At 32.8% G+C, this 15,320-nt stretch carries 13 protein-coding genes; 9 read left to right on the top strand and 4 right to left on the bottom strand.

Features of this window, described 5'->3' with window-relative positions; genetic code table 11:
* Window positions 1-91 precede the first annotated feature (91 nt).
* The 7 genes from tig to ACRBBL_RS06440 all read left to right on the top strand — a co-directional run bounded on the left by tig (window position 92) and on the right by ACRBBL_RS06440 (window position 6,586).
* On the top strand, window positions 92-1,420 hold the full coding sequence (gene tig / locus ACRBBL_RS06470; protein WP_431368203.1) for a trigger factor: 1,329 nt from the start codon (window positions 92-94) through the stop codon (window positions 1,418-1,420).
* Between the two features lie 79 nt (window positions 1,421-1,499).
* Window positions 1,500-2,192, top strand: a complete 693-nt coding sequence (gene clpP / locus ACRBBL_RS06465) for an ATP-dependent Clp endopeptidase proteolytic subunit ClpP (RefSeq protein ID WP_405298978.1) — start codon at window positions 1,500-1,502, stop codon at window positions 2,190-2,192.
* Between the two features lie 29 nt (window positions 2,193-2,221).
* Window positions 2,222-3,454 (top strand): ATP-dependent Clp protease ATP-binding subunit ClpX, encoded by a 1,233-nt coding sequence (clpX, locus tag ACRBBL_RS06460; protein ID WP_431368202.1) that lies wholly within the window; start codon window positions 2,222-2,224, stop codon window positions 3,452-3,454.
* 25 nt (window positions 3,455-3,479) lie between these two features.
* Window positions 3,480-3,641 (top strand): hypothetical protein, encoded by a 162-nt coding sequence (locus ACRBBL_RS06455; RefSeq protein WP_431368201.1) that lies wholly within the window; start codon window positions 3,480-3,482, stop codon window positions 3,639-3,641.
* 131 nt (window positions 3,642-3,772) lie between these two features.
* Window positions 3,773-4,477: a LytTR family DNA-binding domain-containing protein gene (locus tag ACRBBL_RS06450; protein WP_431368200.1), complete on the top strand. Its 705-nt coding sequence runs from the start codon at window positions 3,773-3,775 to the stop codon at window positions 4,475-4,477.
* A gap of 118 nt (window positions 4,478-4,595) precedes the next feature.
* Window positions 4,596-5,873 (top strand): serine hydrolase domain-containing protein, encoded by a 1,278-nt coding sequence (locus ACRBBL_RS06445; protein ID WP_431368199.1) that lies wholly within the window; start codon window positions 4,596-4,598, stop codon window positions 5,871-5,873.
* A gap of 173 nt (window positions 5,874-6,046) precedes the next feature.
* Entirely contained in the window at window positions 6,047-6,586 is a 540-nt protein-coding gene (locus ACRBBL_RS06440) for a hypothetical protein (RefSeq protein ID WP_431368198.1), read from the top strand.
* 71 nt (window positions 6,587-6,657) lie between these two features.
* Here ACRBBL_RS06440 and ACRBBL_RS06435 read toward each other — a convergent pair whose 3' ends face one another.
* Both ACRBBL_RS06435 and ACRBBL_RS06430 read right to left on the bottom strand, forming a co-directional pair.
* Window positions 6,658-8,289 (bottom strand): OmpA family protein, encoded by a 1,632-nt coding sequence (locus ACRBBL_RS06435; RefSeq protein WP_431368197.1) that lies wholly within the window; start codon window positions 8,287-8,289, stop codon window positions 6,658-6,660.
* A gap of 191 nt (window positions 8,290-8,480) precedes the next feature.
* The gene (locus ACRBBL_RS06430) at window positions 8,481-9,995 is read right to left on the bottom strand and encodes a GH3 auxin-responsive promoter family protein (protein WP_431368196.1); all 1,515 of its coding nucleotides are present in this window, start codon (window positions 9,993-9,995) and stop codon (window positions 8,481-8,483) included.
* A gap of 133 nt (window positions 9,996-10,128) precedes the next feature.
* On the opposite strand from ACRBBL_RS06430, the gene ACRBBL_RS06425 reads away from it, so the two are divergent.
* Window positions 10,129-10,923, top strand: a complete 795-nt coding sequence (locus tag ACRBBL_RS06425; protein WP_431368195.1) for a DUF2797 domain-containing protein — start codon at window positions 10,129-10,131, stop codon at window positions 10,921-10,923.
* A 533-nt stretch (window positions 10,924-11,456) separates the two neighbouring features.
* Here the strand turns inward: ACRBBL_RS06425 and ACRBBL_RS06420 are convergent.
* Together ACRBBL_RS06420 and ACRBBL_RS06415 are read right to left on the bottom strand one after the other, a co-directional pair.
* A complete protein-coding gene (locus ACRBBL_RS06420) occupies window positions 11,457-14,105 on the bottom strand; it encodes an AsmA-like C-terminal region-containing protein (RefSeq protein ID WP_431368194.1) in 2,649 nt (882 codons plus the stop codon).
* A 79-nt stretch (window positions 14,106-14,184) separates the two neighbouring features.
* Entirely contained in the window at window positions 14,185-14,913 is a 729-nt protein-coding gene (locus tag ACRBBL_RS06415; RefSeq protein WP_431368193.1) for a queuosine precursor transporter, read from the bottom strand.
* A 180-nt stretch (window positions 14,914-15,093) separates the two neighbouring features.
* On the opposite strand from ACRBBL_RS06415, the gene ACRBBL_RS06410 reads away from it, so the two are divergent.
* The gene (locus tag ACRBBL_RS06410; protein ID WP_431368192.1) at window positions 15,094-15,255 is read left to right on the top strand and encodes a hypothetical protein; all 162 of its coding nucleotides are present in this window, start codon (window positions 15,094-15,096) and stop codon (window positions 15,253-15,255) included.
* Window positions 15,256-15,320 lie beyond the last annotated feature (65 nt).

Genomic DNA, 15,320 nt, shown 5'->3' with positions numbered 1-15,320 from the left:
AAATAAACTGATACACAATTGTTTAAAAACTTGATTCGCTTTTAAAAATAATGTACTTTTGCAAGCCAATTTTCATATCACAATTAAGAAGATGAATATAACAAGAGAAAATATAGATGCACTTAATGCAGTTGTTACTGTAAGCATTGAAAAAGAAGATTACAGTGACAAAGTGACTAAAATCTTAACAGATTACAAGAAAACAGCAAATATTCCTGGTTTCAGAAAAGGACACGTTCCTATGGGATTGGTGAAAAAACAATACGGGAAAGCAGTATTAGTTGATGAGGTAAACAAACTTTTACAAGAAAGCTTAAACAAATATTTAGTAGAAGAAAAACTTGATATTCTTGGAAATCCATTACCAAGAATGCAAGAAGAGTTTGACTGGGACGCAGAATCTTTTTCTTTTGAATTTGAATTAGGTTTAGCGCCAGAATTCAATGTAGACTTACAAGAAAATGCCATTACACAATACAATATTGTTGCTGATGACAAAATGATTGACGGACAAGTTGAAAATATTCGTAAGCAATACGGAAAATTGATTAGTCAAGATGAGGTAACTGAAGAATCTGAAGTAACTGGAATCTTTTCTAACGAAGAAAAAGAAATTGAAAACAATGTTACTTTCTCTTTAGATAAATTAAAAGGAAAAAGAAACCTTAACAAATTTGTTGGAGCTAAAGTAGGTGATACGTTAACACTAAAAACAAAAGGATTATTTAATGACGATCATGATTTAATGAACTTCTTAAAAGTTGCTCATGATGATGCTCATGATTTAGATATTGAAGTTTCTTTCAAAATTAACGAAGCAAACACAAGAGAATTGGCAGAATTGAACCAAGAGTTGTTTGACAAGTTATTCGGAGAAGGAAATGTAACGACATTAGATGAAGTAAAAGCGAAGATCAAAGAAGATGCTGAAAAGCAATTTGTACAGCAATCTGATCAACGTTTATTAAATGATGTAACTGAAGGTTTAATTGAAAACACAAAATTCGATTTACCAGCAGATTTCTTAAAAAAGTGGATTCAATCTGCAGGTGAGCAAGAGTTAACGTCTGAGCAAGCTGAAGAAGAATACACAAAATCTGAAAAAGGATTGCGTTACCAATTAATCCAAGATAGATTGGTAAAAGACAACGAAGTTCAAGTTCAGTTTGAAGATTTAAAAGAATTCGCGAAGCAAATGATCAAAGTGCAAATGGCACAATTTGGACAAATGAATCCTAGCGATCAAGAGTTGGAAGACATTGCAGCTAGAATTTTATCTAACCAAGATGAAGTTCGTAGATTAACAGATCAGTTGTTAAGTCAAAAACTATTAGATCTTTTCAAAGAAAAGGCTAAGCTTGAAACGAAAGAAGTTACTTACGAAAACTTCGTTAAAGAAGTATACGGAGATAGTCATTAAGAAATAAAATACTTATATTTAAGGCGTTAAAAATATTATTTTAACGCCTTTTTTAATCAAAAAAATACCAAGACACGAAATGAACTATAAAAAAGAATTTCATAAATACGCGACTAAACATCACGGTATCAATAATATGTATTACGACAAAATCGTAAGTCGTATGTCTCCATCGGCATTTTCAAACCCTGTAGGAATGACTCCTTACATTATTGAAGAACGCCAAATGAATGTAGCGCAAATGGATGTATTTTCTCGTTTAATGATGGATAGAATTATCTTTTTAGGAACAGGAATCGACGATCAAGTAGCAAACATTGTACAAGCGCAGTTATTATTCATGGAAAGTGTAGATTCGTCGAAAGACATACAAATCTATATCAACTCTCCAGGAGGTGGCGTTTATGCAGGTTTAGGAATTTATGATACAATGCAATTTATAAAGCCAGATGTAGCAACAATCTGTACAGGTATGGCAGCTTCAATGGGAGCAGTTTTACTATGTGCAGGTCAAGCAGGAAAACGTTCTGGGTTAACACACTCAAGAGTAATGATTCACCAACCTCTTGGTGGCGCACAAGGACAAGCGAGTGATATTGAAATTACAGCAAGAGAAATCTTAATATTAAAAGAAGAATTATATAAAATCATTTCAAAACATTCAGGACAATCATACGAAAAAGTATATGATGACTCAGATAGAGATTACTGGATGAAAGCTGACAAAGCTAAAGAATACGGAATGATTGATGAAATACTTGTGAGAGAGTAAACCTCTGTGCAAGTCAACAATATGAAATAATGGCGAAAGAAGAATTAGAATGTTCATTCTGTGGTAGAAAAAAACCAGAAACCAATCTGCTAATTGCAGGTTTGGATGCACATATCTGCGATAGATGTATAGAGCAAGCCCATGGCATTGTTCTCGAAGAATCAAAACAGTCGAGCAATGATGAATTGTCGTCTGAATTGGTACTTCGTAAACCAAAACAAATCAAAGCCTTTTTGGACGAATTTATTATCGGACAAGGAGCTACAAAAAAAGTAATGTCAGTTGCTGTATACAATCACTACAAACGATTGTTGCAAGCGCCAACAAATGATGATATTGAAATACAAAAAAGTAACATCATCATGGTTGGACAAACGGGAACAGGAAAAACGTTAATGGCAAAAACCATTGCACGTATGTTAAATGTTCCGTTGGCAATTGTCGATGCAACAGTGCTTACAGAAGCTGGTTATGTTGGAGAAGATGTAGAAAGCATATTAACACGTTTGTTGCAAGCGGCAGACTACAACTTGGAAAAAGCTGAGCGCGGAATTGTGTTTATTGATGAGATTGATAAAATTGCACGTAAAAGCGATAATCCATCCATAACACGTGATGTTTCTGGAGAAGGTGTGCAACAAGCCTTGCTAAAACTATTAGAAGGAACTGTGGTAAATGTTCCGCCAAAAGGTGGAAGAAAGCATCCAGATCAAAAATTCATCGAAGTGAATACGGAGAACATCTTATTCATTGCTGGTGGAGCTTTTGATGGTATTGACAGAGTTATTACGCGTAGATTGAACATGCAGGCAGTTGGGTATAGTGCTTCCAAAGATGAAGAAGCAATTGATACAGATAACTTATTGCAATACATTATTCCGAAAGATTTAAAAGATTTTGGTTTAATTCCTGAAATAATTGGACGTTTACCTGTATTGACACACATGAATCCGCTTGATGCAAATACGCTAAGAGCAATTCTAACAGAACCTAAAAATGCAATCATCAAACAATACAAAAAATTATTCTCTATGGATAATATTGAGTTTGATATTACAGAAGGTGCGTTGGAATTCATCGTGGAAAAAGCAATTGAATACAAACTCGGTGCGCGTGGATTACGTTCGTTATGCGAAACTATCTTGACAGATGCAATGTTTGACTTGCCAGGATCGGATGAAAAAGAATTGAAAATCAGTAAAACATACGCTGAGAAAAAGCTATCGAAAGTAGCGATCAAAAAATTGAAAGCAGTATCTTAATATAGTTTCTATATAAGAATAGCTTATGATATATAAAATTGCGATATCATCATTACTTATATCAGTTGGAATTGCCAGCCTTGCGTATGCATTTGGTTGGATTCAATTCAGTACAGTAATTGTGATGACTATTTCTGGTGCAATTGGAGGCTTAGTAGCTTTTCAATCTGCTAAAAATCATAACTAGTTTACGCAAATAAGCTTTAACATATGCAAATGCAAAATTTTTACATCCAATCAATAAAAAAACAATTATTGATTGGATTTTTTATTGGTTTTTGGCTATTTCTATTTTTCTACTACATAGAACCTTTTGACATGTACCAATTACCGCCTAAAGATCGCATATTTGCTGTCTTTGGTTATACAGTTGTTGGAATAGTAACTTATCTTATGACCATTCCTATTCAACGGTTATTATACAAGCTTTCGGGAAGAAAATGGACATTGCTTCAAGAAGGACTCTTTGTGTTATCGATGCTCGTGATTTCTGGTGGAATTGGGTATTTATTTTTCAAATTCGTATTGCTTGCAAATGATCCGTATGCGCACACTTTCTCGTACTTCTTTTTGCAAAATGTAATTCCAACCGTATTTCTCATTCTTCCTGTAATGATTTTTTTGCGATGGATGTTTAGTGATAAAACGGTTACAGAGATCGTTGTAACAGAAAAAGAACCTACGATTGTAGTCAAAGGTGAAAACAAAGCAGAAGTTTTACACTTAAAAGCATCTGAGTTGGTGTATATGGAATCTGCTAACAATTATGTAAAAGTATTTTATCTGTTAGAAGGCGAATTAAAAAACGAACTCTTTCGAAACAAAATATCTGTCTTGCAAAAAGAATTTCCGTTCTTATTAAAAACACATCGTTCTTTTTTAATAAATCCAACTCATTTCTTAGAGTGGAAACGCGAATCTTCACAAACAATCTTACTATTAAAGCCAGGAGTTACAGAAATTCCTGTTTCCAAAACTTTCAAAAAGGCATTGGTAGAAAAATTCATTAATCCCGCAGAATAAACCGTTCGCCATAGCGGAAAATTTTCACCACTCAAATCGATTCATTCGCCACAAATACTTGTAAACACTGAGGAAATGTTAGAATATTGAACTGTCAAAACAAACTAAATAGTTCATTATGCAAAACAAAATATTCAAAGTATTCGCCCTAACATTATTAGTAATTACTGCTTTTTACTGTGAAAGTTGTACAATGGTTTACAGAACTATTGCACACGGACAAGCAGATGTAACCGATCATGAATGGCAACCAAAAGTTATTGTTGAAAAAGGAACGGATGATTTTGTATTTGCTGCTAAAACTGATACAGAATTAGCGTCTTTTTTAGACGAAAGTTTAGAAGGAAGTAATACGAATGCATTCATGGTAATTAGAAATGATACAGTTGTCTATGAAAAGTATTTTAATAAGTATGATGAAAACTCATTACACACTTCTTTTTCAGTAGCGAAGTCATTTGTATCTGCTTTGGTTGGAATTGCACAAGAAGAAGGATTGTTAAACGAAAATGAGCCGATTACAACGTACTTACCAGAGTTATTGAGACAGAATAAGGATTTTGAGAAAATCACCGTAAAACACTTGCTAAACATGCAAAGCGGAATCAAGTTTGACGAATATCCAGTCTTAAATCCATTTACAGGAATGGCACGTTTATATTATGGAACCAACATTCGTTCAAAAATCACTCATGGAATGACGATTGAAGAAGCGCCAGGACGTTTTAACTACCGTAGTATTGATACGCAAGTATTGGGTGTTATCTTGGAACGTGTAACGGAAATGCCAGTAGAAAAATACTTGTCAGAAAAACTATGGAAGCCACTCGGAATGACGTCAAACGCAACTTGGTCTGTAGATAGCGATCGCAAGAAAATGGTAAAAGCATTCTGTGGAATCAATGCTACAGCAGAAGACTTTGCAAAACTTGGAAGATTGTACTTAAATGGCGGAAAGCACAATGGTGTGCAAATTGTTCCAGCTGCGTGGGTTGCAAAAACAAACAGCGGTAAAAAAATAAACGCACACTTTGGATACAAAAACAAATGGTGGACAAGTTCTCACTACGATGTTTTTGAAACAGAAGCAGAAGGAAAAGCGTATGCAGCAGCAAACAATAAAGAGTTTATAAAAACCAAAAAACTGAAAAACGGTAAATACGTAGCACACTTTCAAGGAGATGATTATAGTGCATTGGGAATCCTTGGACAATATGTATATGTAAATCCTGCAGAGAATATTATTGTAGTTCGTTTGGGAGATTCATGGCGCAACAAAAGATTCTATCTTTCAGAGCTAATCTACACGTATGTTGGAAATGGACGTTATAAGAAAATGTTGCCTAAAAAAGAAACAGCAGCAAAGACTAAAAAAAGATCACTTGTGAGAAAATAATCATCATCATCATCAATCAAATACGTTTATTAAAAAGTCCTGAAAAGGGCTTTTTTTAGTTTTTAGAAGTAGATTGATAGTATCATATGATACTATCAGCTAGTTTTGTATCTTGATTTATAGCGAATAATGAGTAATATAGTCTCAGTTCAAATAAAAAAATAAAGCAGCCATTGAAAACATCAAAAGAAACTAAAATTAAAAACTACGAAAAGCAATTGCATGATTTAGTTGGAAAGTCAATTGTTGCTGTAGATTATTATGAATTAGTATATGAAGAACCGCTTTGGGATGAAGATGAATATCATAGTTTAGATTATGGACTAGAAATTATTACTTCTGATGAAAATCGTTATTATTTTATTTGGGGAAAAGAATTCGAGCAGTTTGATGTGAAATTTAAAAAAGGTGATATCCTAAAAGAGTTTGTTTCGGAAATTTCATTTAATAAATACAATGTGACAAATAATGTAAACTGGAAAGTGTTAATAGAAAAAGAAATTAAAGATGTAAAAACTATTTGGTCTTACAGCACTTATAAAGGACGAAAAGAAAAATACTATTACCCACAAGAAATCATCCTAACATTTGAGAATGAAAAAGAAGTTATTATTTCTGCCTTAGAAATTATAGATCGTGATCCTTTATTTATGAAAGATCATATAAGTGTATTTTTTGATAAGAAAGTATTTGAGAGGCTTACAGAGGTTTAAAAACTTCATTAAATTAAAAAAGGAACGCAAACGCGTTCCTTTTTTTGGGCAATATCAGTATTATTTACAATTTACTCCACGATAATGAACTCGATTCTACGGTTGGTCTCGTGTTGTGCTTCTGAACATTTTGATCCACAATCAACTAAAGGTTGTGATTCTCCAAATCCATTAGAAATTACGCGGTTAGCAGCTACTCCGTTTTCTAATAAGTAAGCTCTTGCAGCAGAAGCTCTTTTGTTAGACAACTTGTTGTTGTAGTTTGCTCTTCCTCTGTTGTCAGTGTGCGCGTTAATTTCAATTTTCATATTTGGGTTCTCATTCAATACATCTACAATCTTGTTTAAAGATAATGTAGACTCATCTTTAAGAATCCATTTGTTGTAATCGAAATAGATGTTCTCTATTTTGATCATCATTTTTTCTTCTTCTACTACGATTTCAGCTTTTGCCTGTGGCAATTTAATTGTCATCTTGTGCTTGAAATCATCACCTCTAAAAGATTCAAATTCTTCATCAGTTTCAATGAAACCGTCTTTAGAAGCGTGTAATGTATATGAGTTATAAGGAATTACAGTAGTTGTAAAAACTCCTTTATCATCTGTAGTAATCTTTTCAACAATACGACCATAAGCATCTACTACAGTAACTGTAGCATTTGGTAAAATCATATTTGTTTTAGAATCTACAATTGTTCCTTGTAATAATTGTGTTGTCTTTTCTCTCTTAAAATAGTAGATATCATTTCCACCTTTTCCACCTGCACGGTTTGAAGTAAAGAATCCAGAGTTAGATTGATCCATCATAAATCCGAAATCATCTTCTGTACTATTTAAAGAACTTCCCATGTTTATTGGGAAATTGAATTTTCCATCAATAATTTTACTTTCAAAAACGTCCAATCCACCTAAGTTATAGTGTCCGTTAGAAGAAAAGTATAAAGCGCTGTTGTCTCCCATGATATATGGAAATCTTTCGTCTTTATGTGTATTAATTTCACTTCCTAAGTTCATTGGCTCAGAATATGTTCCGTCTTCGTTAATAGTAACAGAAAATAAATCATATCCACCTTTAGAACCTGGCATGTTTGATGAAAAGTATATTGTTTTGTTATCTGGAGATAATACTGGATTCTCGATAGCGTATCCTTCTTTGTTAAATGGTAACATTTCAAAGTTTGTCCATTCGTACTCAGGCATTTCTCCTTTGAATATTTTTAAGTTGTGAACTCCGTTTTCTTCAACACTTCTTGTAAAGAAAACAACATTTTGAGCATCAGTTAAAGCAACTGAACCTTCGTGGTTTCCTCTAGTATTGATAGATCTAGAAAAATTCACTAAGTTTTTAATGTCTCCTTTAGTATTTAAATCACCACAATATAAGTTGTGAAATCCAGTGTTTGTGTTTTTATCCATCTTCCCGTAAAATGCCCCAATTTTTTTCGCAGAAGAAACAATCACTTTATCTCTAAAGAATGCAGTTGCATGCTCTGAATACTTTGTGTTAATGTTAAGATTTTTGAATTCGTACATAAATCCGTTTGGATCTAAAGCTTTGATCGCTCGGTTTTCTATGTCTTTAGCTGCTACATTGCTGTAGGTTTCACTAGTCTCAATCGCTTCTGCCTCTGGCCCTTGTGCAGTTGCGAAAGTTACTGTGAACAGTGCTAAAAGAATTAGCACCGCAGGTGTAAACTTTCTCATTTTAAAATTTGGTATTGTACTATTGTTAATAATCTGATAATGTAAAGATAAAGCGAGAATTAAGTTCCTTACGTTTTTTTAGACAAATGACATGAATATCCGATAAGGAGTATAAAAGGCTGAAACTACAGAAAAAAAACAGGTATTTTCCCCTATAAAAAAGCTAGTTGCTTGATAATGAAAGATTAGAACTAGGTGTTCATTTGAAGTAATTCATCTAAATATAAACGCTGATTTGAGAGTCTAGGAATTTTATGTTGGCCACCAAGTTTGTCTTTCTTTTTTAGCCAATCGTAAAATAATCCAGGACGTGCAACATTTAATTTAAGACTGTTTAAAGTCATATTATTAAAACGTTTTGCTTCGTAGTCTGAATTGATGTTTTGAAGCGCTTCATCCAATAGAAAAGCAAATTCGTCAATATTTTCTGGTGCTTTTTTAAATTCGATAATCCATTCATGAGCACCTTTTTCACCATTGTGCATAAAAATAGGACCAGCCGTATATTCTACAATTTTAGATTTTGTAGCGACGCAAACTCTTCTTAATGCATCTTCGGCATTTTCAATAATTAATTCTTCACCAAAAACATTGATGTGATGCTTTGTTCTTCCAGTAACTTTTACACGATATGGATCAACTGAAGTAAATCGTATCGTATCGCCAATCATATAACGCCACAAACCGCCGTTAGTCGTTATAACAACTGCGTAGTTTTGACCAACTTCAACGTCCGATAATGGAATTACTTTCTGATCTGGTGTATGAAATGTATCCATCGGAATGAACTCATAAAAAATTCCATAGTCAAGCATAAGCAACAATTCATCAGAGTTGTTTCGATCTTGAATGGCAAAGAAACCCTCAGAAGCATTGTAAATTTCGTAATACTTAAAAGTATCGCTCGGCAATAAATTTCGATACTGCTCTTCATACGGAGCAAAACTTACACCTCCATGAAAATATGCTTCTAAATTTGGCCATACTTCAAAGAGGTTTGCTTTTTGAGTTTGTTCTAAAACTTCATTCATTAAAACAAGCATCCAAGATGGAACACCAGCTAAACTTGTTACATTTTCTCGTAAGGATTCTTTAATAATGGCATCAATCTTAACTTCCCAATCGCCCATAAGCGAAACTTTGCTACTTGGCGTACTGCTAAATTCTGCCCAAAGCGGTAAATTATCAATTAAAATTGCAGACAAATCACCGTAATATGTTCCGTTTTGTTCATACAATTCTTTGCTTCCGCCCAAGCGCAAACTTTTTCCATTAAATAATTGCGCACCAGGATTGTTGTTCAAATACATGCACAGCAAATCTTTACTCGCCGCATAATGACAGTATTCTAAAGAATCGTCACTTACAGGAATAAACTTACTTTTTGCATTGGTTGTTCCGCTCGACTTTGCAAACCATTTAATTGGTTTTGGCCAAAAAATATTTGATTCTCCTTTACGAGAACGTTCAATCATAGGTTGAATGTCTTCGTATGTTGTAACGGGAATACGTTCGGTAAAGGTTTTGTAATCGGTAATTGTAGTAAAATCGTATTGTTTACCAATTTCTGTTTTTTTTGCCGTACTCAATAAATTGACCAATAGTTCTAATTGTACCTCGTTTGGGTTTTTCAAAAAATGCTCTATTTGAGAGATGCGTTTTTTCAAAAACCAAGAAGCAATAGAATTTACTAATGGTATCGGCATGATGTATTCAGGTTATTCGGTTGTGATTTTAGTTGTTAAAATATGGCTACTCGCGAAAAGTTTTTTACTTTCGTTAACGCTTTTCTTAAGAAGTAAGCATACTTTAAGTGAATAAAAATAGCAAAAATCTTTAATGATGTACAAAGGTGTTTTAACAAAAATGCAAACAGAGTTCGGAAATCCGATTCAATATTACCTAAATTTTGAGGATGATTTCCTGAATATGAATCAATTACTTAATAAAACACTGACTTTAAATTTTGAAGAATTTGAATGCCTAAATTGTCATTTAAATAAACAAATTTACCGTCAAGGGTTCTGTAAAAGCTGTTTTTTTGAAATTCCGACGGCTGGCGATTGGATTATGAGACCTGAATTAAGTACAGCACATTTAAATGTTGAAGACCGCGATTTGGAATATGAGAAAAAAGTGCAATTGCAACCACATATTGTATATTTAGCATTATCGAGCGAAGTAAAAGTTGGTGTCACACGAAAAGGGCAAGTTCCAACACGTTGGATAGATCAAGGAGCAGTAAAAGCAGTAGAAATTGTAGAAGTTCCAAACAGATATTTAGCAGGAATTACGGAAGTTGCATTAAAATCTTTCGTGACAGATAAAACGAATTGGCGAAAAATGCTTCAAAACTTAAATGAAGATGCTGATTTGTTAGCTAAAAAAGAAGAGCTTCAACAATTTATTCCAGAAGAAGCAAAAGAATACTATTTACCGAATAGAGAAGTGGTCGAATTGGATTTTCCTGTGCTTTCATATCCTGAAAAAGTGAAAAGCTTAAACCTCAGCAAAACACCAAATTTTGAAGGTGTGCTAAAAGGTATTAAAGGGCAATACTTAATTTTTGAAGATAATACGGTTTTTAACGTACGCGGAAACGAAGGTTTGGTAGTGAATTTGGGGATTAAATAGATTTTTAATTGCTAGTAGGAAGCTTTATAAATTGCTTGTATTTTTTTAGAATTTCAACACAAATAAGAAACACTAAACGATGGGTAGAGTACAGTCGAGAACCTTAGGAGGATTTCTTTTTTATTGAATCTCGACCATACTCCGTACTTATGTTGAAATATTAGTCGTTACAAGGGTCACATTTATGTTCTTCAGCGCTCATAGAGCAATAAAGAGTAACAAAAGTTCCTCCTTTTAAGCTGTTAGCGTCGTTGTTTGAAAGATTGGAAATGGACTTTTTGGTAAATTTCAATAAGTTAAGATTCTTTTTTTTCATGATATAATTTTTTGATTAGAGCCAAAAATTATAAAAATGAATTATGAATTATTTACGGGAATACCATACTTAACATTTAAATTGAAATTGTTTTGTGAATCCATAAAAAAAACTTGCCACGAATTCACGAATTGTTTCATTTTGTAAATCATTAATTCAACGGTTATTTTGAAACCTCTCAATACTCACTACTAACACCTCAATACTTTCTAAAAACCTAATTCACCGAATCCTTTTTCTTCTCAGTTTCCTTCTTCTTTTTACGCTTGTTAAAAATTCCTAATTCGTTAATAACACTCTTTACATCTTTAATAGTAGAATTTGGTGTGGTAACCGTAGAATCTTTTTTCTTGTCATTTCCTAAAATTCCATCCAAAAGTCCATCAATTTTATCATTCCCTGTTTTAATGTTTCCTAAGGCTTCTTGCGCTTTAATTTTTATCAATTTCGCAGCTAAATCTTTAGTGGCACTTGCTAAATCGGTTGTGAAATTTGGACTTGTAAAGTTTCCGCTAATCTTTGTAGATACAGGAATAGAAATGTTTTTGGCTTCTTCCGATTTTATCTGCGAAAGCAAACTCGTAACTTCCGAACCTAAGTATTTTGCAGGAATCTGAAATGTAGCATTATAGTTTAACGATTGATCGAATCCGTGACTTCCGTCAACCGTAATTTCAATGTCTTTATAATTAAATGAAAATGGTTTTACGCTTACTTTTCCATCATCAAAAGACAACTTTGCTTTAATGTCCTCAATATCTATTTTATTCAAATCAATAAAAGTGAGTTTGTCATTAATCGTATTGAAAAAGTCAATATTGCTAGATTTTAAAGTAGTCGTGATTAATTCCGCGAAAGCGTTCCCAGAAATCGTAGTAAAATTAGGTGTGTAACTTTGACTTAAATCACCTTTCAACGAAATATTTGTGTTTAATTTTCCGTCTAAAGCTTTTGCTATTGGTGCAATGGTTTGAAGTAACTCTAATCCATTAAATGATTTTGATAAATCGAATGAATCCATGCCTAAATCCATGGCAAATGTCGGTGTCTCTTTTTTTGTTGAAACCAAACCGCTCATGGTAATCTTTCCATCAAAAACATCGGAAGTCACATTGTCTAAAATTGCTTCTCCATCAACTAAAGATAAATTTCCTTTTACATTATTTAATTGAATATTATCGTAAAATACCTTTTTTGAATTTACATTGATATTACAATCTAAAAACGCAGGAATTTTTAGTGCTTCTCCTTGTGTTACTTCTGTGTTCTGATTTTCGCTTCCTTCCTCGCTTGCTACCATAAAATCACTTACGTGGAATACGTCTGAATTCACATTGAAATCTCCTTTGAGTTTATCTTCATTAAACAAAAATCCGAGTAAATTTTCAATCTTTCCTGTGGCGTTAAAGTCACTTTTTCCGCTTTTTGCATCAAATTTTCTAAGTGAAATTCTTCCAGGAACAAAATCAATAGCTGCTTCTGAAATTGCTAACGGATTTACAACATCTTTTGAAGAAAATAAGAAGTCAGTCACCTTTAGGTTTCCAGTATTTTTAATACGTTCATATTTTTCGTTTTCGATGGCGTTCATGTCAAAATTCGTTGTCAAATTTGCATCTAAAATTCCGCTCAACTCTTTGTTCAATTCAATTGGATATGCCTGCGAAATGTTTCCTAAATTCAATTTCCCTTTAATTGTTGCATTCACTTTCGGATTTGTAGTAAGCTGTGAAAGTGTTCCGTTTCCACGGAATGTATCCTGATCAATTTTAAAAGCGAGATTGTTAATCTTAAGATGTGTATCTGCTGTTTTTCCAGTTGTGTTTTTTAATTGCGCATCAATATGGATGTTTTCTACGCTCTTCGGCAAATCGGGATATTTGAAAGATGCATTGTTTGAAACAACTTTAATGTCAATTTTAGGAATATGTGTTTCGTCAACAATCCCTTTAATTTCTCCTGAAACTTCAAAGTTTCCTGTCGTTTTTACATCTGAAATGTTTTTTGCATACGCTTCAGGAATGACAGCTAAAAAGTTTTTAAAATCGGAAGAAGGCGTTTTTAATTCCAAATCAATTTCCTGTGAATCTGGATTGATTTTCACAAAGCCATCAAACTTTAACGGCAACTGATTGATTAAAGCTTCATTTTCTAAAAAAGTATATTTTCCGTTGACTAGATCCATACCAATCAACGCATCTAAAGCAATTTGCTGTTTGTTGATATAGTGCATATCATCTAGTGCAAACGAAATAAGGGCATTTGTGGTCGTTTCCAGCTCAGAGGTTTCCAATGAAAAATCGCCAAAACCTTCATGTTGTAAATTTTCCACAGTTAAAAAAGTCTTCCCTTTAGCATCGTGGTATTTGATGTCGGTATTTAAAATATGGTAATTGTCTATTTTTAACTTAAAATTGGATGTTTCTTCGGTAGCTTCAGTCGTTTCTGGAGTTTCACTCGGTTTTGCAATATCATAATTTGCGTTTCCTTCTTCGTCAACTTTAATATTAATTTTTCCATCGTCAATGGTAAAACTATAAATTTGAATAGCTTCATTTTCACCTTTAAAAAGTTCGCCAATGCCTGTAGTTACTGCAACTTCTTTTCCGTAAAAAAGTGTGTCATTTTCAAAAGGTGCATTGTTTATTACTTCTACATCGTGTAATACGATAGAAGCTTTTGGGAAATTTCGAAAAAAACTAATATCAGCATCTGTAAAGTCAACACGAGCATTTATATTTTCGTTGATGCTTTCCTTTACCATTGCAATAATTTTATCCTTAAAAATATAAGGAGTCGCTATTAAGGCAATGATGAGAATTAAGAGTGTAATTCCAGTTCTTTTAAGTATTTTTTTTACTTTCATGACTTCGGCTTTTGCTGCTTCCAATAACGTGAAATATAAAAGGATCACTGTTAAGAAGTTGGTAAAGTTTCAGATATATTTATTTTACTGTTTCTTCAGTATAGCTATCTAAGTCTATCTCTTCTCCAATTTTCAAGCCAAAACGTTTTCTAAATGCATAAACTATCAAATATAAAAATGGCGTATCAACAAAAGCGACAAGTATTTTAAAGATAACACCACTTGCAATTAATCCTAAATAAATATCCCATGGTAAAATTTCAAAAACACATAATAATGTTATGACAGAAAAAGTGTCAATAAATTGAGATGCAAATGTGGAAAAGTTATTTCGTAGCCATAAATGTTTCCCTTTGGTAAGTTTTTTCCAATAATGATATAATTTAATATCAATAAACTGCGCAAAAAGATAAGCAAGCATAGAAGCTAATACAGCCAATGGCGCATTTCCAAAAACAAGATTGAAAGTGTCATCGCTTACGCGTGAATCGGGCAAAGCAGGTGCATATTTTGCAATATAGATAACTCCTAAAGAAAAGAATGAAGCAAAAATCCCTGCTATTACTACTTGATTGGCTTTCTTTTTTCCATAGATTTCTGAAATGGCATCTGTAATTAAGAAGGTGAGTGGATATGGTAACAATCCCACGGAAAGTTTGAATAGTTTTTCACCAAAAATTTCCATATCAAAAGGATACCAATAAATAAACTTTAAAAAAATTAAGTTAGATACAACTAAAGATGTAATGAATAGTGCAGCAAGATATAGGTAAATTTTGCTGGCTAGTTTTTTGTCGGCTACTGTCATAAAACAAAGATACTAAACTTACAGTATAATATTTAAAACTACTAAAAAGCAGGTGTTTAACTAACAGTCGTAATTTATATATTACGACTCGTAATTTATAAATAGTTGATTATAAGTGTTTTGTTTCTGTGTTTTGAGAGTGTAGTTTAGCCTCAATATTAATCACAAAATCTTATTATTATGAAAAAAAAGAATTTAAAAAACTTGAAGCTTAACAAGAAATCTATTTCAGCTATCGATAATTCAACTAAAACTAAAGTAGTAGGAGGATCTCAACATAGAAACTGTGATCATCCAATTTCTATTATATTAGGTGGTGGATCTTACTGCTGGTGTTTATAATACATTATAAAAAAGCTATTATAAAAGAGCCTTTCCATTTTTGTGGAAAGGCTCTTTTTGTTTTA

This window comes from Kordia sp. (genome assembly GCF_050633145.1).
In the GTDB taxonomy this organism is placed as follows: Bacteria; Bacteroidota; Bacteroidia; order Flavobacteriales; family Flavobacteriaceae; genus Kordia.
The sequence above is the reverse complement of the archived record's forward strand: the minus strand, read 5'-3'. Positions and strand labels throughout refer to the sequence as shown.